This is a genomic window from Cytobacillus horneckiae, assembly GCF_002835735.1.
Lineage (GTDB): Bacteria > Bacillota > Bacilli > Bacillales > Cytobacillaceae > Cytobacillus > Cytobacillus horneckiae.
Map to the genome: position 1 here is coordinate 48690 of NZ_PISD01000049.1, position 22845 is coordinate 71534.

The 22845-nt window shown below is 36.2% G+C and carries 24 protein-coding genes; 6 read left to right on the forward strand and 18 right to left on the reverse strand.

Annotated elements, in window-relative coordinates:
• Positions 1-274: 274 nt before the first annotated feature.
• Together CWS20_RS20250 and CWS20_RS20255 are read left to right on the forward strand one after the other, a co-directional pair.
• On the forward strand, positions 275-1972 hold the full coding sequence (locus CWS20_RS20250) for a ribonuclease YeeF family protein (protein ID WP_066193040.1): 1698 nt from the start codon (positions 275-277) through the stop codon (positions 1970-1972).
• Between the two features lie 9 nt (positions 1973-1981).
• Complete coding sequence (locus tag CWS20_RS20255) at positions 1982-2251, forward strand: hypothetical protein (protein ID WP_066193037.1); 270 nt, start codon at positions 1982-1984, stop codon at positions 2249-2251.
• A gap of 300 nt (positions 2252-2551) precedes the next feature.
• Here CWS20_RS20255 and CWS20_RS20260 read toward each other — a convergent pair whose 3' ends face one another.
• The 4 genes from CWS20_RS20260 to CWS20_RS20280 form a co-directional block, all read right to left on the reverse strand.
• Positions 2552-3409, reverse strand: a complete 858-nt coding sequence (locus CWS20_RS20260; protein WP_066193036.1) for an N-acetylmuramoyl-L-alanine amidase — start codon at positions 3407-3409, stop codon at positions 2552-2554.
• Positions 3410-3520: 111 nt separating this feature from the next.
• Positions 3521-3700 (reverse strand): phage holin, encoded by a 180-nt coding sequence (locus CWS20_RS20265; protein ID WP_241198924.1) that lies wholly within the window; start codon positions 3698-3700, stop codon positions 3521-3523.
• Positions 3701-3819: 119 nt separating this feature from the next.
• A complete protein-coding gene (locus CWS20_RS20275) occupies positions 3820-4047 on the reverse strand; it encodes a hypothetical protein (protein ID WP_066193035.1) in 228 nt (75 codons plus the stop codon).
• Complete coding sequence (locus CWS20_RS20280; RefSeq protein ID WP_241198925.1) at positions 4037-4471, reverse strand: hypothetical protein; 435 nt, start codon at positions 4469-4471, stop codon at positions 4037-4039. Before CWS20_RS20280 ends, CWS20_RS20275 begins: the two co-directional genes overlap by 11 nt.
• Before the next feature lie 276 nt (positions 4472-4747).
• On the opposite strand from CWS20_RS20280, the gene CWS20_RS20285 reads away from it, so the two are divergent.
• Positions 4748-5287 (forward strand): site-specific integrase, encoded by a 540-nt coding sequence (locus tag CWS20_RS20285; RefSeq protein ID WP_241504226.1) that lies wholly within the window; start codon positions 4748-4750, stop codon positions 5285-5287.
• Between the two features lie 73 nt (positions 5288-5360).
• Here CWS20_RS20285 and groL read toward each other — a convergent pair whose 3' ends face one another.
• Together groL and groES are read right to left on the reverse strand one after the other, a co-directional pair.
• Complete coding sequence (groL, locus tag CWS20_RS20290) at positions 5361-6989, reverse strand: chaperonin GroEL (RefSeq protein WP_066193027.1); 1629 nt, start codon at positions 6987-6989, stop codon at positions 5361-5363.
• Positions 6990-7050: 61 nt separating this feature from the next.
• Positions 7051-7335 carry a co-chaperone GroES gene (groES, locus tag CWS20_RS20295; protein WP_066193025.1) on the reverse strand — a complete coding sequence of 95 codons (285 nt, stop codon included), beginning with the start codon at positions 7333-7335 and terminating at the stop codon, positions 7051-7053.
• A 288-nt stretch (positions 7336-7623) separates the two neighbouring features.
• On the opposite strand from groES, the gene CWS20_RS20300 reads away from it, so the two are divergent.
• Both CWS20_RS20300 and CWS20_RS20305 read left to right on the forward strand, forming a co-directional pair.
• Positions 7624-8352, forward strand: a complete 729-nt coding sequence (locus CWS20_RS20300; RefSeq protein ID WP_066193023.1) for a CPBP family intramembrane glutamic endopeptidase — start codon at positions 7624-7626, stop codon at positions 8350-8352.
• Positions 8349-8555: a DUF4305 domain-containing protein gene (locus tag CWS20_RS20305; protein ID WP_066193021.1), complete on the forward strand. Its 207-nt coding sequence runs from the start codon at positions 8349-8351 to the stop codon at positions 8553-8555. The genes CWS20_RS20300 and CWS20_RS20305 overlap by 4 nt, the downstream gene beginning before the upstream one ends.
• A 272-nt stretch (positions 8556-8827) precedes the next feature.
• Here the strand turns inward: CWS20_RS20305 and CWS20_RS20310 are convergent, their stop codons facing one another.
• Together CWS20_RS20310 and moaC are read right to left on the reverse strand one after the other, a co-directional pair.
• Positions 8828-9472, reverse strand: coding sequence for a redox-sensing transcriptional repressor Rex (locus CWS20_RS20310; protein ID WP_066193019.1), 645 nt, complete (start codon positions 9470-9472; stop codon positions 8828-8830).
• Between the two features lie 33 nt (positions 9473-9505).
• A complete protein-coding gene (gene moaC, locus CWS20_RS20315) occupies positions 9506-9991 on the reverse strand; it encodes a cyclic pyranopterin monophosphate synthase MoaC (RefSeq protein WP_066193017.1) in 486 nt (161 codons plus the stop codon).
• A gap of 139 nt (positions 9992-10130) precedes the next feature.
• Here moaC and CWS20_RS20320 point away from each other — a divergent pair, with 139 nt between their 5' ends.
• The gene (locus CWS20_RS20320) at positions 10131-12056 is read left to right on the forward strand and encodes an ABC-F family ATP-binding cassette domain-containing protein (RefSeq protein ID WP_066193014.1); all 1926 of its coding nucleotides are present in this window, start codon (positions 10131-10133) and stop codon (positions 12054-12056) included.
• Positions 12057-12250: 194 nt separating this feature from the next.
• On the opposite strand, the gene tsaD is transcribed toward CWS20_RS20320, so the two are convergent.
• The 10 genes from tsaD to CWS20_RS20370 form a co-directional block, all read right to left on the reverse strand.
• The gene (gene tsaD, locus CWS20_RS20325) at positions 12251-13279 is read right to left on the reverse strand and encodes a tRNA (adenosine(37)-N6)-threonylcarbamoyltransferase complex transferase subunit TsaD (protein WP_066193013.1); all 1029 of its coding nucleotides are present in this window, start codon (positions 13277-13279) and stop codon (positions 12251-12253) included.
• On the reverse strand, positions 13279-13728 hold the full coding sequence (gene rimI, locus CWS20_RS20330) for a ribosomal protein S18-alanine N-acetyltransferase (RefSeq protein WP_066194237.1): 450 nt from the start codon (positions 13726-13728) through the stop codon (positions 13279-13281). Before rimI ends, tsaD begins: the two co-directional genes overlap by 1 nt.
• A gap of 16 nt (positions 13729-13744) precedes the next feature.
• Positions 13745-14449: a tRNA (adenosine(37)-N6)-threonylcarbamoyltransferase complex dimerization subunit type 1 TsaB gene (gene tsaB, locus CWS20_RS20335; RefSeq protein ID WP_066193011.1), complete on the reverse strand. Its 705-nt coding sequence runs from the start codon at positions 14447-14449 to the stop codon at positions 13745-13747.
• Positions 14446-14901 carry a tRNA (adenosine(37)-N6)-threonylcarbamoyltransferase complex ATPase subunit type 1 TsaE gene (gene tsaE / locus CWS20_RS20340; protein WP_066193009.1) on the reverse strand — a complete coding sequence of 152 codons (456 nt, stop codon included), beginning with the start codon at positions 14899-14901 and terminating at the stop codon, positions 14446-14448. Before tsaE ends, tsaB begins: the two co-directional genes overlap by 4 nt.
• 408 nt (positions 14902-15309) lie before the next feature.
• A complete protein-coding gene (locus CWS20_RS20345; RefSeq protein ID WP_066193007.1) occupies positions 15310-16554 on the reverse strand; it encodes an APC family permease in 1245 nt (414 codons plus the stop codon).
• Between the two features lie 406 nt (positions 16555-16960).
• Complete coding sequence (locus tag CWS20_RS20350; RefSeq protein ID WP_066193005.1) at positions 16961-17950, reverse strand: amino acid kinase family protein; 990 nt, start codon at positions 17948-17950, stop codon at positions 16961-16963.
• The gene (locus CWS20_RS20355) at positions 17947-19557 is read right to left on the reverse strand and encodes a class I tRNA ligase family protein (protein WP_066193003.1); all 1611 of its coding nucleotides are present in this window, start codon (positions 19555-19557) and stop codon (positions 17947-17949) included. The genes CWS20_RS20350 and CWS20_RS20355 overlap by 4 nt, the downstream gene beginning before the upstream one ends.
• 15 nt (positions 19558-19572) lie before the next feature.
• Positions 19573-20388: a cupin domain-containing protein gene (locus tag CWS20_RS20360; RefSeq protein ID WP_083957237.1), complete on the reverse strand. Its 816-nt coding sequence runs from the start codon at positions 20386-20388 to the stop codon at positions 19573-19575.
• A 288-nt stretch (positions 20389-20676) separates the two neighbouring features.
• On the reverse strand, positions 20677-21750 hold the full coding sequence (locus tag CWS20_RS20365) for an ABC transporter substrate-binding protein (RefSeq protein ID WP_066192999.1): 1074 nt from the start codon (positions 21748-21750) through the stop codon (positions 20677-20679).
• Positions 21743-22831 carry an SIS domain-containing protein gene (locus tag CWS20_RS20370; protein ID WP_066192997.1) on the reverse strand — a complete coding sequence of 363 codons (1089 nt, stop codon included), beginning with the start codon at positions 22829-22831 and terminating at the stop codon, positions 21743-21745. Before CWS20_RS20370 ends, CWS20_RS20365 begins: the two co-directional genes overlap by 8 nt.
• Positions 22832-22845 lie beyond the last annotated feature (14 nt).

Consider the following 22845-nt stretch of genomic DNA (forward strand, 5'->3'; position numbering starts at 1 on the left):
TCATTTTTATGGTTGTAATTTTGTAGCGTATTTTTAATATTTTACTACACATCTGGCTTATTTTAACGGTATTGTCAATAAACTAATGGACAAGTAATTTTTCGAATTTGATTTCATCTAATGAAGAACAGTAAATGAAGGAATTTTCTTTTACGCATAAGATTTAATAATCCATAGATCTTATTCTCTTTTTGGGAAATTTTGTTTATAATTTTATTGATAGAGTTAAGCATTGAATTGCTTTCTTTCAAATGACACATGGAGCTGATATTTTTTGAAAGTACTAGATAAAATTGATTTAGAAAACAGCATCCATCAACTCACTACAGCCATTAATCTTCTTAAAGAGCAGATACACCAAGTTCAACTTGATATACAACACCTTGTCTCTCTTGAAGATGCCTTAAAAGGACAAGGCGGTCAGGCTATTCGACTTTTTTACCAAGAATGCCACCTTCCTTTCTTAGTATTTTTAGTAGAATGGATTAATGACTATGAGTCTACTCTAAATAAGATGTCTCAATCACTTCAAGAACTGGAACCTTCTCCTTCAGGTTTTATACGACAGTCCTTTTTAGAAAATGAATTGGTACAGGGATTAAGAAGGGCTGATACAAACACAAAGGAATTAACAAGTGAAGCAAATAGCATCATTCAATCGGTTCAAGATATTGTAACCCTTCCACTCCTAGATGAAGGAACGTTTGTTAGAGATACAAGACTTGCACAGGATACAAGTGTTGAAACGCTCGAGAAGCTTCGAGAATTTGATAAACGGGAAACAACTTCTCTTGAACCTCTACAACAGGGTTTACAAAAAATGAATCAATATATTGAGCAAATGAGGTCTATGTTCAAAAACGGAGAGTTTAACCTTGCCCTATATAAACCGGAGGTACTCACCTGGCAGGATTCTTATGATAAACTATCAAATAAGAATACAGATATAACTACAGAACAAAGCACGCTGCATGATATTGCTGAAGGAGTTATCGAGGGATCTACCAATGCTGTAGCTGACGTATGGGAGGGCTTAAAGTCAACCTTTAAACTGGTGGGAAACATCCCAATGATAACTAATCCGAGGCATTTGCAGAATGTAATTCGGTTTAGTCGTGGTGAAAACCTGTTGGAACATTACCGGTTTATCAATCGGATAATTCAAGATCCGAAAGCAAGCATTCAACCAGTGATTGATATGCCCAAATACATATGGACGGGAATTAAAGAAGCTTGGGAGCGAGATGTAGTCAATGGGGATGTCAAAAGCCGAACCGCTTTTTTCTCATATGGACTGACTTCATTAGGTATCGGGCTTCTTGGAGATAAAGGAATTAGCAAGGCCGGTACCATTGTTAAAACAGTAGACAAAGCAGCTAAAGGAATAGAAAACATTCCAAAACCTATTAACACACCGACACCAGCTTTGGCAGGAGGAATGTCTCAACCTCCTGTCCCCTATAATGTCATTAATAACCCATTGACACAGGTTAAGACGTTAACGGAAGATGTGTTTGAGGTTAAGGGTATGGGGAAAGCTAAAACATTTGGTAAGTATTCAACAGCTATTGATGATAAAGTAAAAGTCATTGAAAAAGTAGATTTACCAGATTGGATAAGTGAATCATTTTCTGATAGTAAGTACAGAACTGTGATTACAGAAGAAAATATTACGTTTTATAGAACTTATGGTGGTGGTGCAAAACCAAGTGGGTCATTTGTAACTACTAGTCCAGCTAGAAATAGAATTAATGCAAAAACAAGCACGGCATTAGTACCAGATTGGAAAAATACTAGGCAATATGAAGCTGTTATAGAAGTACCAAAAGGACAAGTTTTAAATATAGGTAGAGTTGAAAAGCAATATACAAAAACTGGAACATTGCTAGAAGGCGATGGGGATCAAATATTATTACCACAAGGCTGGCCCTCTGAATGGATAAAAGAGACACGAGAGGTTCCGAGTAGATAGGAGGATATAATGGTTAAGAAAAAGCAGTTAATTGAACAAATAAAAGTGGTGATAAATAAATTGGAGGAAGACAATACTAAAGATTTAAATAGTGGCGTCTTACAGCTTATCTATATAAGATATAAGAAGGCATTAGAAATATTAGAGAATAATGAAGATATCAAGGGGATAAATATTTTGGGTGGTGTGCGTGCGTATATGGATAGTTATAATGACTATCAAAATCCGCTATTAGGAGAATTACATAAGGCTGAAAAAATAATTAAAGAATTATTATAAAAAACATTAACACGCATAAGCATATATACTAATGAAAGAAAAGCTAAACATAAGTGAAATGTACAGAAAAAAGAAATAGTCATTTTGAAGTTGAGACTCTATGACCATCATGGAGTACTATGCGCAATGATAGAATAGAAAAAAAGTACGAGCTAGGCGAGATGGCCATTTTATTGGGCAACTCCTGTTGCAATAATAAAATTATTCCTTTAAAAAAAGCCCCTCAAAAGTGCTGCACCCTAAATGTTAGAGTTTTAATCTAACATTTAGGGTGCGGCACCATGAGAAGGGCTTTTATTATTATTTCACTCTTAATTTTTGATTAGGATAGATAGTATATTTAGAATCGAGCTTGTTCCAGTCACGAATTTGTTTAATTGTACTTCCATACTTAGCAGCCAACTCAGAAACTGTATCACCTGATTTAACAGTATGATATTTTGCAGTGGATAATACTTTAATAGTTTGGCCAATTTGGAGATTTTTCTCTTCGACTCCAGTATTTAACTTTCTTAAATTGGAGACGGTTGTATTGTATTTCTTGGCCAAAGAATAGAATGTATCGCCCTTTGCAATTTTATGAGTCTTAGATGAAGTATTTGGCTTAGATTCTGATTCCTTTTTCTTTTCCAATTTATACACTTTGACTAAACCATTAACATGACCACGTGCAATTTTATTAATGAACGCAGTTTGCTTTAAATTGTCTGCGTCAGATTTACGGTCAATAAATCCGTTCTCTGTATGGATAGCCGGCATATGGCTTTCTCGCAACACGTGTAAATTTCCTTGTTTTTGTCCTCGATCATTAAAGCCTGTTTCTTTAATAACAGCATCGTGAATTGCATCTTGGATTTCAAGTGTTATTCCTTTAACGCCGGGATAAATGAAGTCCTCATACCCTTCACCGCCACCAGCATTTACATGTGGTGATACAAAAACATCAGCTCCCCATGCGTTCGCTTCATCTGTTCGCTGTTTTAATGAACGTGTTTGATCGCCTGTACGGCTCATTTTAATCTCTACATCTTCATACTCTTCCAAATAAGCTTTTATTTTTAATGCCATAGATAATGTTAATTGTTTCTCATAAAGACTGTTGCCAATTGATCCTGGATCTGTTCCGCCATGACCTGGATCAATGAAAATTTTAACCATTAATAAAAACTCCCTTTTATTAATAAAAAAAGACTGCCCAATAGGGCAGCTTTACTTAGTTAATTTCTCTAATCTTAATGTTGCTCTTTGTCTTTTTCCTTTAGCAGTAATCTAGTTGTTCTTAAACCATGCCCAAGTTGCTGCGGCACCTGTAAAGATGGTACTTACAACTTCTCCCCATAATTGCTCACTACCTGGTATTGGATTCAATCCTGTTGCTACCAAGAATTGATTAACTAACGCTACTAATAATACCGCCGTTCTGATTACTGTGCCTTTATCCATTTTCATTTTTACACTCCTCCTAGAACGTTATAAAAAATAACGATTGTACCGCCTATTACTCCAGTACATACCGCTGTTATAATTCCACCAATAAATCTCCCCCCTACAGCCAAAATAAAAAAGCCCTATACGGCTTCTGGTTCTAATCGTTCAATTAATTTATTTCTAATGACTCCTTTTAATGCTGCAGTTGATTCATTGCCCTCAAATTCTTCTGCAGTCAATGGAATATAACCATTCATATTTAAAGTTCTACCCTCATCGTAGCTAATAAAATAAACTTGCACCTCTGCAACGTTATCCTCTTCATATCTAATATTATGTTTGAGATTTGTATATACATTAAACAACATCCTCCATTTCATTTTCATTACTGGGACCAAATTGTTCACATAGATAGTCGTATATTTCAGAAGTCTGACCCTCATACTCTTCGTTTTCAAATTTCTTCAACGCTTGAGCGATGGTACGAATCAACTCACGATTATCACCGCCTTCAAGAACTAACTTCTCAGCATATAGTTCCTTTAAATCATTAGATAAAGCAACCATATCCTTGACGTCATAATTTCCGTCTTTAATAATCGCTTCTCCTTTTTCATCCTTATTTGAGTGTTCCTTTAGTATCTCTTCTCTTTCTAAATCCACTGTTTTCAAACGTTCATTCATAATGTTTATAAGTCTTCTTCTGAATCGAGAATCTTTCCTTGTCAGTTTTAAGCTATATAAAAAATCAACAGCCTTTGGTAATTTTCCATATTCTAATTCTACTTTCATAAAAAATGCCTCCTTTTATGACAAGCTTGTTTTCAATTTATTTAGTTCTTCTTCTAATTCTATAATTTTTTGTTCTTCCAGTGGCGGTTAATAACGGTGTAATGCAAGGGGATTTTGTGATTGATAGAGCAACACCTTTTTATATGGACACGGAGAGGATATTGAAAACCAAGTTATTTCTGATAAATACTTAGAGAAAGAAGAACTGTTGCCATAGAAAAAGGAGAAATTGATGACTATGTCATTTTCTTAACATTAGCTTGGACAGGCCTTAGAATTGGAGAATTACTAGCACTTAAATGGAAAGACATAGACTTTGAAGGAAATACAATCAATATAACAAAAACATATTATAATCCAAGAAATGTAACTAAGGATTATCAACTTTTACCCCCAAAAACCAAAGGTTCTATAAGGAAAATAACAATAGAAAGTGAAGTTGTTACAACTCTAAAAAAACATAAATTAAAGCAAAAAGAAGTTAAACTCCAGGTTGGAAATGATTTTTATGATAAGGATTTTGTATTTGGACGATTTAACGCACCCTACTATGGATACCCACACTTTATTAAAACAATAGAAAACCGAATGAGAAGTTTATTAAAAAAGACTTCAATAAACAAAAAAATAACACCACATTCCTTAAGGCATACTCATACTTCTTTATTGGCTGAAGCTGGCGTTGAATTACTACAAATCATGGATCGTTTAGGTCATACTGAAGATGCTACAACAACACAAGTATATCTTCACATCACAAAGGATAGAAAAAAAGAAGCTTCTCAAAAGTTTGGGGAACTAATGAGAAGCCTCTAAAATTTCTATACACGGCACCTTTTTACGGGTGCCGAGCTTTGAACGTTGATATAACAAGCTTTTAAAAGCTAAATTACATCATGCCGCCCATTCCACCCATGCCGCCCATGTCAGGCATTGCAGGTGCGTTTTCTTCTGGTTTGTCAGCTACGACTGCTTCTGTTGTTAGGAACATGGCAGCGACTGAGCCAGCGTTTTGTAGAGCTGAGCGTGTTACTTTTGCAGGGTCAACGATACCAGCGTCGATCATGTTTACCCATTCGCCAGTTGCAGCGTTGAATCCAGTTCCTACTGCTTCGCGTTTTAGGCGATCTACGATGATAGATCCTTCTAAGCCTGCGTTGTGAGCGATTGTACGTACTGGTTCTTCCATTGCACGTAATACAATGTTGATACCCGTTTGAACATCGCCTTCTTCTTGTAATTCAGCAACTTTGTTGTATACGTTAAGAAGGGCAACTCCACCGCCAGATACCATTCCTTCTTCTACAGCAGCGCGTGTAGAGTTTAGGGCATCTTCAATGCGTAGTTTGCGTTCTTTAAGTTCAGTTTCAGTAGCGGCACCAACTTTAACTACTGCTACACCGCCAGCTAATTTAGCTAGGCGCTCTTGTAGTTTTTCACGATCGAACTCAGAAGTCGTTTCATCCATTTGTTTGCGGATTTGGTTCACGCGTGCAGAGATTTGCGCGCTGTCTCCAGCACCTTCAACGATTGTCGTATTTTCTTTTGTCACTACAACTTTAGAAGCGCGTCCTAAAGAGTCGATTGTTGCAGTTTTAAGGTCACGGCCAAGCTCTTCAGTGATGACTTCACCGCCAGTTAAAATTGCGATATCTTCAAGCATTGCTTTACGACGGTCACCGAATCCAGGAGCTTTAACAGCTACTGCATTGAATGTTCCGCGCAGTTTGTTCACTACTAATGTAGAAAGTGCTTCACCTTCAACATCTTCAGCGATAAGCAATAATGGCTTGCCTTGTTGAACCACTTGCTCAAGAACTGGCAATACTTCTTGAATGCTTGAGATTTTTTTGTCAGTGATTAAGATATATGGATTTTCTAAAACTGCTTCCATTTTATCTGTATCAGTTACCATGTATGCAGAGCTGTATCCACGGTCGAATTGCATACCTTCAACGATATCCATCTCAGTTGTGAAACCTTTAGACTCTTCAATTGTGATAACGCCGTCGTTGCCAACGCGCTCCATTGCTTCAGCGATTAATTGACCAACTTCCTCATCAGCTGCAGAGATAGACGCAACTTGTGCGATAGACTCTTTGCCTTCAATTGGTTTAGAGATCGCTTTTAATTCTTCAACAGCTGTAACAACCGCTTTTTCGATTCCTTTGCGGATACCCATTGGGTTTGCACCAGCAGTTACGTTTTTAAGTCCTTCACGAATCATCGCTTGAGCAAGTACAGTTGCAGTTGTTGTACCGTCACCTGCTACATCGTTTGTTTTGCTTGCTACTTCAGCAACAAGCTTTGCACCCATGTTTTCGAAAGCATCTTCAAGTTCGATTTCTTTCGCAATTGTTACACCATCATTTGTAATTAATGGAGAACCGAATTTTTTCTCAAGAACCACGTTGCGTCCTTTAGGTCCAAGAGTAACTTTTACAGCATCTGCTAGAGTATCTACACCGCGAAGCATAGAACGGCGTGCTTCTTCACTAAATTTAATATCTTTAGCCATTGTTTAGTACCTCCTCTATAATTATCAAACTATTTTTGTATAAGTATATAGCTGTCAGCAATTAGCCAATGACAGCAAGAATGTCGTTTTCACGTAAGATTAAGTATTCTTTATCTTGGTATTTAACTTCTGTACCAGCATATTTTGAGAAGATAATATGGTCACCTTCAGCAACCTCTAATGCAACACGTTCTCCACTTTCAAGAATACGTCCTGTACCTGCTGCAACTACTTTACCTTCTTGAGGCTTTTCTTTAGCACTATCCGGTAGTACGATACCGCTTGCAGTTTTTTCTTCTGTTTCAACAAGCTCAATAATAATTCGATCACCTAGTGGCTTCAACAAGTGAAACAACCTCCTCAATCCATTTAAATTATTTTTATTAGCACTCTCTTGACTTGAGTGCTAACACATCTTTTATATTAATAAATCCTGTTAACTTTTGCAAGCATCAACCTTTAATTTTTACGAGAAAAATAAAAACGATCAACTGCAAATAAGCCAACCCCAACATTCTATACAGTTGGATTCCTTTTTATTCACGCTTTTTCAGTTATACTATTTGAATCTAGAGGCTATTTATTAGTAAAATGTATGTTAGTGCAACTCTCTAAGGAATAGGGGACATTTAATTTGAAAAAAGAGTATTGGCTTATATTAATTATTTATATAGCAATGCAGTTATCAGGGATAGTCGGTATTCCGCTTATTCTATTTATTGGTGATTCGCTAGGGAAGGATTTTCAAGAGACTGCAATGATGGCTCCGTCGCTTTGGATTATTCTTAGCTTCTCCGTCACTTTAATTATTACATTATGGCTGCTTAGAAATGAGAAAAATGCCAGCTTAGATAGAGATAAAGCGCCAGCAGGTGCATCCATTGCATGGGCGATTGCCGGAATTCCGCTCGCTTTTATTGCACAATCGGTTGCAGCCCAAATCGAAATGATGCTCGGTATTGACATGGGCTCCGAAAATACACAGCAAATTATGAGCTTAATTGAAACATCAGCGATCGTCATTCTAGTTGTTTCGATTATTGGACCGATTTTAGAAGAGATTATTTTTAGAAAGATCATTTTCGGTTCTCTCCATAAGCGCCTAAACTTCTTCTTGTCAGCACTGATTAGCTCGTTGATATTCTCTTTAGCACATGGAGAAATCGAGCATTTGATTTTATATGCGGCAATGGGCTTTACATTTGCGTTCCTTTATGTAAAAACAAAGCGGATTCTCGTACCGATCTTCGCTCACGTAGTCATGAATACAACAGTCGTCATTATCCAGTTAAATATAGAGAACTTAGAGAAATGGCTTAAAGAAATGGAAACGGTGCAAATGATTGTTAGGGGACTACTATGAGAAGAATACCTTTGTTTAGCGGCATCTTTTATTTGCTGTTTGGCATCATCTTTATCTACTTCGCCATCCTGAACCTGCAAATCAACGGCGAATGGGGATTTTTCACTTACTTGCTCCTCATCATCGCCACCTTTGATATCGGCGGAGGCATCAAGATGATCGGGCTTCATTTTAGAATGAAAAAAATGCAGGAAAAGAAATGATATCATGGACTCAAAAAGAGGCAGCTCTTTTTGGGTCTTTTTTGTACAGCTCTTTGCTGTTGAATGGATGGCACTTATTTTTACAGCCATTGTTAATTTATTGGGTCTTTAAAATAACAGGAACTCTGCTTTTCTCACTGATAGGCTCTTTGTAATGACAGCTTCTCTGCTTTTAATGCAAATTGCCACATGATCTCGAAAACACAATAAAAAAAAACAGCCAAGACAAAACATTTACTGTTCCTCTCCACTGTTTTTCATTACGGATATATTTATTGATCTTTCGAAGGATAATGCTTTAAGAAATATACTAATGATTGCAATTCTACAGCTAGATCAATATGATGTACCCTTATATGAGAAGGTACGGACAGTCTTGCCGGTGTGAAGTTTAGAATGCCCTTCACTTTGCCTTTGTTAATCCGGTCTGTAATTGTTTGGGCCACCGAAGCTGGAACAGTTAGAATGACCACTTGAATATCATTTTCCTCAATGAGCTGTTCGAGATCATCCATATGATATACAGGGACTTTTCCGATTTTTGTCCCTACCTTATCCGAAACATCAAAGGCTACTTCGATTTTTGTATTATTATTTTTTAAAAAATTGTAATTTAAAAACGCAGTACCTAAGTTACCAACACCTATGAGAGCAACTTTTGTCACTTCATCCTGATCTAATGTTTTTCTGAAAAAGCCAAGCAAATAATTCACATTGTATCCGTATCCTTTTTTGCCTAATGCACCAAAATAGGAAAAATCTCGGCGGATTGTAGCGGAATCGACTTTCACGGCTTCGCTTAATTCTGCTGATGAAACTCTCTGCTTGCCGGACGCATGTAAATTTTTTAAAAAACGATAATACAATGGCAATCTTTTGGCTGTTGCTTGAGGGATCTTCACCGATTCGTTGGGCATTTACTCAACTCCATTCCTAGGATTTAAAAGAGTTCAATCCCTTTTAAAATCACCGTTTTTGCCGCCAGTTTTTTCAACTAAATACGTCGGGCCAATTACCATGCCTTTATCTACAGCTTTACACATATCATAAACTGTTAAAGCAGTAACTGAAGCCGCTGTCAGCGCTTCCATTTCTACGCCTGTATGGCCTTTTGTCTTGGCAGTGCAATCAATTAATAATTTATAAGTATCGTCTTCATTCTTCTCCCATGAAAAAGAAATGTCCACACCGTTTAACGGGATCGGATGGCACATCGGAATAATATCTGCTGTTTTCTTGCATGCCATTATCCCGGCAACTTGCGCAACAGCAAGTACATCTCCCTTTTTCATTGAATTCGAAGTCACTTTTTCATATATTTCATGACTCACTACTATGCTGGAATGTGCAATTGCCGTTCTGGCTGTTTCAGGCTTATCGCTAATATCCACCATTTTGGCTCTGCCCTCTTCATTAAAATGCGTTAATTCTGCCATTTACTAACACCTCTCTACAAAATGATACACTATTTTGATTCCTCTGGTAAGTAGGTTTATTTATTTTTAACAACACTGCCTTTATTGCCGAACACATTGTGAATAGGTTACACTATCTCTATATATAGAGGTGAAAAAGATGATTTTATTGCAGGTGAATCAGCTGTCGAAAAGTTTCGGTGCTGACCCTATTTTAACGAATATTAAACTGGAAGTTCAAACGCGCGACCGGATTGCACTCGTTGGACGCAACGGGGCTGGGAAATCGACATTGCTTAAAATGATTGCCGGTCATATGTCCTATGATTCCGGTGAGATGATCAAATCTAAAGAAACGCAGATAGGCTATCTCGCACAAAATACAGGACTTGAATCTGAATTATCCATTTGGGATGAAATGCTAACTGTTTTTAGCTATTTACAACAGCAGGAAAAAGAACTGCGTGCACTTGAAGAAAAAATGGGTGATCCGCAAATAATGGATCAGCCGCAAGAGTACGAGCGCATATTGAAAAACTATGATAGGTTGCAAGTCAGCTTTAAAGAACAAGGCGGTTATCAATATGAAGCTGACATTCGCTCTGTTTTGCATGGATTAAACTTTCAATCATTCAGTTATGATACAAAAATAGCGGCTTTAAGCGGCGGACAAAAAACAAGGCTGGCGCTAGCAAAGCTGTTGCTGCGCAAGCCTGATTTACTCATATTGGATGAGCCAACCAACCATTTGGATATTGAAACGCTCTCATGGCTTGAACAATATCTTCAAAGCTATGACGGCGCGATTTTAATTGTTTCGCATGACCGGTACTTCCTTGATAAAGTTGTGAACCAAGTATATGAAATCACAAGAAATCATATGAAGCGATATTCGGGAAATTATAGCCATTACTTAGATCAAAAGGCTGCTAACTATGAGCGTGAGATGAAACAATATGAAAAGCAGCAGGAAGAAATCGCAAAGCTTGAAGACTTTGTACAAAGAAACCTTGCACGAGCATCAACAACGAAACGTGCGCAAAGCCGCAGAAAGCAGCTCGAAAGGATAGAGAGAATCGATCGTCCACTCGGCGATGAAAAATCAGCTACCTTTGGTTTTCAAATTGAAAAACAATCAGGAAATGATGTACTATCTGTAAGCTCCCTTGCTGTTGGATATGAAGGACAGAAAGTATCAGAAAACATTTCCTTCCGCATTTCTCGTGGAGACAGCATCGCACTCGTCGGCCCTAACGGAATCGGCAAATCAACTTTACTCAAAACATTAGTGGACAAGCTCCCGGCAATCGCTGGTGATTATAGCTTCGGTTCCAATGTCACCATTGGTTATTATGATCAGCAGCAAGCAGACCTGACCTCTAATAAACAGGTTTTAAATGAGCTGTGGGATGACTATCCCTTGATGCCAGAAAAAGATATACGCACAGTACTCGGCAATTTTTTATTCTCAGGAGACGATGTGCTAAAAATCGTATCCACGCTTAGCGGCGGAGAAAAGGCAAGACTTGCTCTAGCGAAGCTAATGATGCAAAAGGCAAATGTGCTCATACTTGATGAGCCGACCAATCATCTCGATTTAGACAGTAAAGAGATATTAGAAAATGCGTTAATCGATTATCCTGGGACATTGTTATTTGTTTCCCATGACCGTTATTTTATTAACAGAATTACAACAAAGGTTATTGAGTTATCAACAGATGGAGCCACCGAATATCTTGGTGATTACGACTATTATGTGGATAAAAAGCTGGAACAGGAAGAGCTGGATGCACTAGAATCGCCTGACATTGTACAAACTCAGCCACAAAAGCTAGAGAAGCTAAATTATCAACAAGATAAGGAAGCTAAAAAATTAGAACGGCAAAGAAAGAGAAGGCTTGAGGAAATTGAAGCACAAATTGAAGATCTTGAAGGAAAAATAGATGAAATGGACACACTCCTTTGTGACCCTGATATTTTTCAAGACCATGAGAAAGTGCTTAATATAACAACAGAAAATAATGAACTGAAATTAAAGCTCGACCAGCTGATTGAAGAATGGACTGAGCTTGGGGATAAAGTATAGCCGGGAGAATGTTTCTCCCGGTTTTATATTACCTTTATCCACAACTCTATTCACATAAAAAATCAATAAATAACTGATTTCAACAGACTTTTCCACATTATCCACAATAATTATCCCACTTATCAACAAAAACTTCTGAAAATTTAATTTTATCCACAAATTTATAGGCCCCTCATGCAAGGGGCCAATTTAGCTTATATATTATTGTGGATAGCTATATCCAAACCTGGATTTGCATTCAACGCCAAATCTGAACGGACACCTTTATTGAACATAATCGCACCAGCAGCTGCAATCATTGCTGCATTGTCTGTACAAAGATTAAGCGGCGGAATCACTAGCTCAATTTCTTTATTTTCATTAAATGCCTCTTCTAAAGCACTGCGCAGCCCTTTATTCGCCGCAACTCCACCTGCAAGCAGCAATTGCTTTACCTTATATTCCTTCACTGCATTGACTGTTTTCGTCACCAATACATCAATCACACTATCTTGAAAGCTTGCTGCCAGATCTTCAGGGCGAATACTTTCACCACGTTGTTCAGTGTTGTGGACAGTGTTAATAACTGCTGATTTTAAGCCGCTGAAGCTAAAATCATATGACCCATCCTCCAGCCATGCCCGTGGGAGTTTAATCGACGGCTCTCCTTCATGAGCGAGCCTGTCAATGTGCGGACCTCCCGGATAAGGTAAATGAAGCGTTCTCGCAACCTTATCATAGGCCTCACCAGCAGCATCGTCCCGCGTTTCGCCGATCACTTCAAAATGTCCGTGCTCTTTCATATACACCAGCTCTGTATGACCTCCCGAAACGACGAGTGACATTGCAGGAAATACCATCTCAGTTACAAGTCGGTTAGCATAAATATGCCCGGCAATATGATGAACGCCTACAAGTGGAATACCATGTGCAAAGGAAATTGCTTTTGCCGCATTTACCCCGACAAGCAATGCGCCCACTAAGCCAGGACCCTCAGTTACTGCCACCGCAGAAATATCTTTCATCTCAATATCCGCTTCATTTAACGCTTCCTCAAGCACAATCGTCATCTGTTCCACATGATGCCTAGAAGCGATTTCAGGAACAACTCCGCCAAAACGTTTATGACTTTCAATTTGTGAAGCAACGACATTCGCAACCACTTCTCTTCCGTTTTTAACAATGGCTACAGCCGTTTCATCACAACTCGTTTCTATACCCATAATAAACTGATGTTTATCCATTATAAATTCACCCACATTATTAAAGCATCCTCTTGATTGTCAGTATAATAATTCTTTCTAATACCGCCGTCTTGAAAACCTAATTTGCGATATAATTTTCGTGCGACTTCATTGGATAGACGCACTTCCAATGTCATCGTTTTTGCACCAAGCTCTGAAGCGATTTCCATCAGCTTTTTCATCATTGCCTCACCAAGCTTACGCCCACGATATTGAGGAAGAATAGCTACATTGGTGACATGTGCTTCATCCGTCACAACCCATGTTCCGCTATATCCAATGACCTGTCCATTTTCCTCAATCACAATATACGCAGCAAATTGATTCTTTGTAATTTCATTATAAAAAGCTTCCCTGCTCCATGGTACAGAGAAAGACTCATGCTCGACCTTCAGTACATCATCTATGTCTTGCTCTTTCATTAACCGAAATGTAATGGATTCATTCATATTGGCATTATTCATGTCAATCATTCTTCCCTTTATTCGCTTCTAGCCATTTTGATTCTGCTTCTGCTAACCGAATATAATTAGGAACAAAAGAGTGGATATCCACAGGTTCTTTATCACGTCCTAAAAAAGCAAGCTCAGCTGGGCGAGGATTTTGCTCGGTCAGTTTGGCTAAAACAGCCTGATCGCCTAATGCTTCCTTGATGACAGCATCATGAATCGGCAGGTCATTCCCGACAAATAGAACCCTTTCTTGTCGTACCTTTAAGGCTGCTACCCAATCTTTAGCTAAAAGAAGATGATCTTGTTTATCTACTATTAATCGCCCATTATCATATTTATATAATCCAGTATAGATTTGACCTCTTCTTGCATCAAATAACGGAGAGATTATTCCATCAAAATAATGTCCTGCAGAAGCTGCCACAACAGCTAAACTAGAAACACCTGCTAATGGAATATTTAATGTCCATGCAAGCGTCTTAGCAATAGTTACACCGATTCTCACACCTGTATAAGAGCCAGGTCCTTCAGCAACGACGATTTTATCTAGATCAGACGAAATCATATCACAATCCTTCATTAATGTTTCAATCGCCGGCATCACCCGAATGGAATGATTCTTCTTTATATTCGTTATATATTCGCCAATTACACGATCATCATCAATCAGAGCGATGCCTAATGTATAATTGGACGTATCAATCGCGAGTATCTTCATTTTAATAACTCCTTACAAACCGATACATATCTTTCACCCTTAGGTTTCAAACAGATCTTTCTCTCATTTTCACTACTATGATATATATAAATTTCCATTCGTTCTTCAGGCAGCTGCTCTTCTATCAGGTGTGCCCATTCAACCACTGTGACGCCTTCGCCTTCAAAATACTCATCAAAACCTAAATCCTCATAAGAATCCTGTACACGGTACACATCCATATGATATAAAGGCATTCTTCCATGGTATTCTTTTATAATCGTAAAAGTAGGGCTATTCACCGTTTTTTTTATTTCAAGACCTAATGCTAATCCTTTAGTAAAAGTAGTCTTACCCGCACCTAAATCTCCCTCAAGAAGAAGAACATCTCCCGGCTTTATGAGTTCTCCGAGCCGTTTAGAAAATTTCATCGTCTCTTCTGCACTAGTAGATATCCACTCATATTCGCTCATTCTTTCATCACCTTCATTACTTTATACAAAAGGAGAACCCCCTCATGTAAGGCTAGTCAATTTATATAACATTAAAACCTTAATTAAATATCTAATCAGCCGAAAAATCCTTAGGAATGATCCTAAGGATACAGTCTATCTGTAGTTTACATGATTTTTTTCTATTCAGCAAAAGGTCTAGGTTTGAATTGATCTCTAACTGTAAAGTTACAATAAAGAGTATTTGCGTTATTCTTTATTTGGATTAGAACTTGCTCACCCACAGGCATAGCACAAGACGAGTCTCTCGGGAAAGCGTTCTTTGCCTTTCTGGGAGGATTGGGTTGTGACCTCGAGGGGGTGTGCTTGCGCTAGACAGTTAGATAGAAATAGAATTTAAGATTTTATTAAAGCAAATGTAAGTTTTAGTTATTTACTTTTATGAATAGTAAACATATATATACAATAAAGGGTAAATACCAATAAAGGTACTAATAAATATACTTCAAAAAAAGGAATGACACATAAAATGAATACAAATGATATTAAGGAACAAACCCATGGCTTACTCCATTTTTTAAATAGTTTAATTCCAGAAAGCATTGTTAAAGCATAGACTAGTAATCCAAGTGATGTAGGTATAAAAAGTAAGTCATTAAATGTTGCTGATAAGATGACTGTAGCAATTATTCCGCTTATCGCAAACCCGACTGCAAAAATTACCATCCTTCTCGGTACACCAGAATGATGAATTTTTGATAATGATTGAGGAAATGCTCTATCTCTGCTCAATGAATAACCCAACTGTGTAAGACTGGCAATAAATGCATTAGACGTTCCTATACAAATTAAATAGGCTAATACAGCGGTTACACCCTGTGCTCCTATACCTAGCGTATCTTGGATAATAATCGCAATGGGAGAAAAATCACTTTCAATACTTCCATATGTATTAGTTCCAATAGTAACAAAGCTAAGTAGTAAAAATAAAGCACCAATAATAAAAGCACTTATAATGGAGCTTTTAACAATATTCTTGTGTGGTTCTGTAAAACTAGCGGATAAATTACATATTGCTTCCCAACCAAAGAAAGCCCAAAATATAACTGTAATTGCTGTACCAATTGAATACCACTCTTCAGTAAAGAAAGGTTGAAAGTTGGCTAAAGAAATGCTTGGTAAAGCAACAATAATTGTGGTCATGAGCATAACTAATAAACACGCACTAATTATTAAAGCCACTTTTCCGCTTACTTCTAGACCAAAGTAATTGAAACTACCAGCAATTATTAATATAAGAATAGCTGAGTATACTTCACCTAAATGGCTAAAGTCAAAGGCTCTACTTAAATAAAAAGCACCTGTTAATGCGACAATCGTTTGGCCAATTGCAGCAGTAACAAAATAAAACCAACCAACAATATTTCCTAAATGATAACCAAAAGATTTCCTGACAAAGGTTGCTGTTCCACCTGCATCAGGATAATCCCTAGCTAGACTAGCAAAACTATACGCTAAAGGAAAACTAAATATAATTACAATGATCCATGATATTATCGAAGCAGGTCCAGCTATAGAAGCAGTAATACCAGATACAAACAGTACCCCCGAGCCGAGAATAGCAGCTATATATAAGCTTATTCCCTGATATAAATTAATAGTTCTCTTAGTCATGCACCACACTCCATTTAAAGATTTATTTATGTTATTCAGAACGATCATTAATAATCACTTTTTTCATTAAAAGACTAGTGTAGTAAATTTGAGACACGTATATTCCTTTCAATTGTTAATTTACAATTCAGTTTATGTGATTAGTTTTTTTATTACAAGTTAATCCGAATATAAAAGCAAGATAACAACATTATTATTAGTTTATCTGTGCTAAATTTAAGAAAACTGGTGAACCGATCAGGGTATCATGCCTGCCACTCCATGTAAAGGTACGCAGAGAGTACCCCACTCTATTTAATCAATAGTTATTTCATCATGTGTGGCATTTAATATTGCAATTCACAAAAATAAATTGCATATAATAAAACAACTCCATACCAAAGAGGTACGGGTTGTTTTATTATTTTTAACCATTTTCGATAAAATTCTTGTGAAACACTTCGACACATTTCTTAACACTCTGCTTTGGTAATATTAATTCAATTTTATCAGGGAAAAAAGAAAGTGATTGTATATTCATATCATGGTATAAAATATAACTTTGAAGGTCTTTATTTTTATTTAATTTATTACCTATAATAGTTATTTTCTCTCTTTTTTCATCCATTTCATTTGTAGTAACGCATATTATACTGCCTGGCGCTAAATTATTTCTAGTTTTTTTAGTAATAATTGTTTCTTGTGAGCTTTTTAAAGTTTTAATTTTGATTAGTATATTATTTTCTTGAGCCCATCTAATTGCTTCAGGATGTATTACTTTCCCACCGCTATTGGCGATTTTCAAGGCCTGATTGTAGTTTAGATATTTTAATGTTCTAGCAGAATTTAATATCTTAGGATCTGTAGTCATGATTCCAGGAACATCTGTATATATATCTAATTGCTGCGCTCCGAAAATTTGGGAAATAGCAGCAGCTGTTACATCACTTCCCCCTCTGCTAAGAAGTGTGATATCACCGCGGGTAGACTGTCCTTGAAATCCAGCTACTACCGGTATATACCCTTCATTAAGTAAGTTTTGAATTTTTCTTTTGTCAATGGATATAATTTGTGCATTTAAATATTCATTAGATGTAGTTATACCAGCTTCTGCCCCTGTTAAGGCTGCGGCTTTAAAACCAAGAGCGTTTAAGTGCGAACTTAATACTATACTTGAAATAATCTCGCCACAGGATGAAATTACTGCGGTTTCTCTAGAGGATATCTCGTTGTATTTAATGTATTTTAATAGTGTATCTGTTGCATAAGGGTCCCCTAGCCTCCCTATTGCTGATACAACTAAAATGATATTATATCCTCTTTCTCTTTCTTTACTAATAACTTCTATGATGCTTTTTCGATCTGAAGCAGTTCGTAACGATGTACCACCGAATTTCAGTACTTTAATGTTTTTCATTGGTATCTCCTTGATTGTACTGGGAAAAAGAATTGGTTTTCGTTTCCGATTTCTGGGCAAGTATGGACTTTTAATATATTATCCCAAGATAAATCTACATCTTTTGCACCTAAATTCCTTATTAGTTTTTTAGAGAAAGTAGGCATTATTGGAAAAGAGAAAAAAGCTAAGGCAGTTAATAGATAGCTAAAGTCAGATAAATATTGTTTGTATAAATCATCATCTTTTTTCTGCATTGGAAGAACTTTCTCCTCCCAATAGTTTGTTAATGAATCAATATAATCATTTAATTCAAATGCAGCTTTGCGTAAACTAAATTGGTTTAAGTCATAGTATCTTTCTAAATTGTTTTTTGTTCTCATTATTAAGCAAGATGCTTGATATTGTACTAACTTATCTTTTGGTATTGATCCGTTAAATTCTTTATTTACTATATCAACATATCTACTTATGAGCCCTTCCCATTTATTAACCATTTGAGTGTTTTTATCAAAAAAATCTTTTAAAGAGAAGTTAGTTTGCATATGCTCTGGATTTGTTAATGATAAATAAAACCTTAGGTTATCTGAGGGAATATCTTTTAGAATATCTCTTCCCCAAACTGCATGGTCTTTACTGGTAGAAAATTTTTGTTTATCAAGTAAATAGAAATAGTTAGTAATAATGTGCTCTGGTAATAAGTCATCTCTACCAATAGCAAATGCACTTGCTATATGCAATACAGAATTGAAAAAACTATTATCAAAGCCGAGAAATTGCACTAAGCTATTGCTATTTTTATTATGATGTTCGTCATTATAAATGTCTTCAGATTCAATACTTTCTAAAATACCGGGATACATTTCTAACCATACATTTATAACTTGTCCCTGAAATTCACTAATAGGAACTGGAATACCCCAACTCGAAGGATAAGTTACCGGGTAGTCTGGAATGTCTTTCGAAACGATATAGTTGCAAAATTCAGTCAATTGAGCCCTCCAAGTGGTTCTCGATGAGTAAAATTCCTGCAATTTTTCTTTATAATTGTTAAGTGGAAAAAAAAGACCGGTGTATTGAGTAACTGCTGGAACAGACTTACATATGTTACATTTTGGATGAACTAAATCAGTAGGGTCATTTATTTGGCCACAAGCTTCACATAAATTTCCAGATGATTCACTTTTACAATATGGACATAGCCCTTTAACAAATGATTCGTACAGGTATAGATTACATTCATCACAAAATAAAATATCTTTCGTTTTCTTTTTTAATTTCCCATTTTTATATAGCTCCAAAAAGAAAGTTTGTACATAATTAGTATGTTTATTATTACCTAATGGGTTTTTGTATAAATCGACATCAATATTTGCTGATCGTAAAGTAGACTTAATAATATTGTTATTTATTTCAACCATTTCTGCCGGGTCTAATTTCTTATTATTGGCTGTTGTAGAAACATAGCTTTGGTTATCGTCACCATAAGTGATATATGAAACATCATGTCCTTGCATCTTTTTGAACCTTGAATATACATCTGCTGCAAGGTAAGGGCCTGCTAAGTGACCAATATGAAGGTCACCATTGGGTGTAGGCGGCGTGGCAGTAACATATACTTTAGTCATTTTTTTCCCTCCAATTTAATCTCTCCAGTTTCTATTTTCTAATTGATATTGTTGAACTCCAACAGCTCCCCACCAAACGGCTAAAAATTTCAGTTCCTTTTTTCCAATATTATGAAGTGAATGAACTGAAAAGGGCTCGAAATAAATAACATCTTCTGGATATACTTTCTCTGTTTCCCCATCAACATTTATTATTCCTTCACCCTCTATAATAATGAAAGTTTCTTCCTCATCATGATTGTGAGGTTCAGTAGCTTCTCCAGGAGGTACGACAATAATTCCTGAACCGAACGGTGAATTACGGATTATATCCCATGGATATATTCTTCTTAATAAGGAACCATATTCATGTTTGTAACTATCTGGATTATTTCGTTGGATGTTCACCCCTTTTTTCTTTGTTCGTTTTAGAGCCCTATCCAAGTATCGATTTACGATTTCCTTTGGGTAGTGTTGTGTTAAAGCTTCCTTAACACCTTCATAGTAAGATAATGATGGTACCATTAATTCTTCTATAACTTTCGGTTCCATAGTATAGGCAGAGACCTTCTTGTCTAAAATAAATATTTCTTTTTGTTTTAATACATAACCGTAATCATTATCTTTAATAAGATTGATTTGTTCCTCACTGATATCAAATGCAACACCTATAACTTCTCCACCCTCCCTGTGTATAACAGTTGATGTACCTCCATTAAAATCAGGGTGGAAACCAGTAAAAGTATAAATGTGATCTTTTAAAACGGCTTTAGAATAGTTGTTCCATTTTTCTAAATCCTTTTTTGCAGTATCTAAATTACACGTTAATCCAAATGAAAATAAAATTGGCATTATCCATCTCTCCTATTCTTGTAAAGGGCACACTATTCCAGCAAAAAACAGGTGTTTTTTTTACATTATTTCAGACTAAATCTGCAAATCCACAACTATTAATTTACAATTGGGCTGTTAGTAGCTTGACATGGAGCCTCTGCGGACATGGGTTTAGAGTGAAAGGCGAAACAGGAAATTTCACAAAGCCATGCCCACTTCTCCATGTAAACGTGCAACGATTTTTGTTAGTGTTTTCAATCTAGATTACCGTGCAAATATGAAGGCGAAATAATAAGTAAATTTACACTATTCTATTTTTAGAAATTTTCCATCTCTTATCTTGTATTTTTCCCAAGAAAAATCTAAAATATCTCCATTGGGGGAGAAAGAAAGTTCTTTCAGATTCTCAATTAAAATTCCATTTTTTAACTCATTCAAAAGTTTTTTATAACCGTGTTTTTTTAATGTTGAAATATTACTAAGAAGAATTTTAGCTGCTAAATAACTTGTAACAGAATAAGCAGCAGGGTCCAATGATGCTATTTCACGATACTTCATAGAGAATTTATCGTAATTTAGTCCATAAAGTTCTTTTTTTGTCGATACTGTATATAGCTGCAGTCCTTCACTTACAATAAATGGGAAATCAACAACGAATATATCATCTCCAAAAATAAGTCTGCCTTGAAAATTAATTGTTTTTAATTTTTCTGTTAATAACAGTGCTCCCTCATAAGTGCCAGCAAACAATATGGTATCATCAAGGGTTAAATCTGAAGAAACAAGATCATTAGCCACTATTTCTTTTTCTAAATGAAGCCCTTTTTCTTTTAATGATTTCCTCAGTAGTGTAGATAATTGTTTACCGTAATTGTTTTCTTGATAAATGATCTTTACTGTATGACCAGGTGCCAACATTTGGGCTAAATTTATCATTTCATCAGCCATATCTTCATCTCTACCGCACACTCTAAGAATGTTGTCATACCCTAGTTTTGTAAGTTCTGGATGTGTAGTACCAGGTGCGAAAAATGGAACACCAATATCAGCATATACAGTAGCTGCTGCAAGTGACTGATTTGCACTTAAATGCCCAATTACAGCTTCCGCCCCTCTATTAATTAATTGGTTTGCAGCCCTTGTAGTAGAATCATGAGCAAATGAGCTCTGTTCCCACAATACTTCGATATCGTACTCTCTTTCTTTTTTGTTTAAATATTCTTCAACTGCAAGACCTAATCCTGAATATAATTCTCTTGTATGCCCGCCTAAGTTAGCACTAATACCAATTCTAAAAACCTCTCTACCTGTTTTGTGTTGTAATATCCTTTTAGCAACTTCGAGTGGTTCAACAGGTTTAACTACTATTTTTTTATTCATAGGCTTCACGCGCCTTTTTGTAAGGTAATTGATCTCTACGGATGTGATCGGGATTTAGTTGTTTGTTAATAGAGATATAATAACTTAATAGTTGCATTGGTAAAGCGTAAAGTAATGGAACTAAGAGTTCATGGCAATGTGGTAAATGAAATACATAATCACAGTTACTTATGCTGCTTTTGTCAGTTGTAAAAAGGACTGTTTTACTGCCTATGTTTTTGGTCGCCCTAAACAATTCATGTATTCTTTCTTCTATATTAAGGTTACTATTCGTTACTATTATTGCAGTATCTTTATTACACATTACTAGTGGTCCATGAAATATTTGCTCTATATCCATATAAGTTGTAGGGGTGTAGTGAACTTCACCAAACTTTAAAGAAGTTTCGTATGCTACACCTAATGTGTGCTCATTTCCACAAATAACATAGAATTCACTCACTATGTTTTCAGCGAGCTTCTTAATATCTTTTCTACGATTAATAACATTTTCAAAAAGTGAAGGTAACTGGATTGCTACAGAATTAATGATGTCATTAGTAACAATATCTCCCATTTGTCTCGCTAACTTACCCATGATAATTAGCATAAGAAAGGTGCTTAGTGTATATGTGATTGTATGTGCCAGAGATTTATCTTCTTTGTATCCATAAGATAATACAAAATCGGAACTACCTGCACATCTACTTTCGGTATCACCTGTAAATACGATCGTTTTGCAGCCCTTACTATTAGACATCTTTATGCAATCAAAAGTAGCTTTTGTGTCTCCGGAATGAGAGAAAGCAATGATCACATCATCATTGTTAAGAGAAAAATTAGGAGACATTAATTCACGAGCGGGTATGGAAATGAATTTATTTTCTCCTTTAAAAATTATTTGGCTGATACTAAAACTAGACAGTGCTACATGGTAAGAAGTTCCACATCCGATAAGAAAAATTCTTTTACTATTTTTTAATACATTTAAAATTTCATCGTAATTTTGAAATTTAGATGACAAAAAAAGTTTTTTTAAATACTCGGGTTGCAACATTATTTCATCGTACATATGAAACGGGTGACTAGACCGCGTTTTCATAACAACTCTCCCTT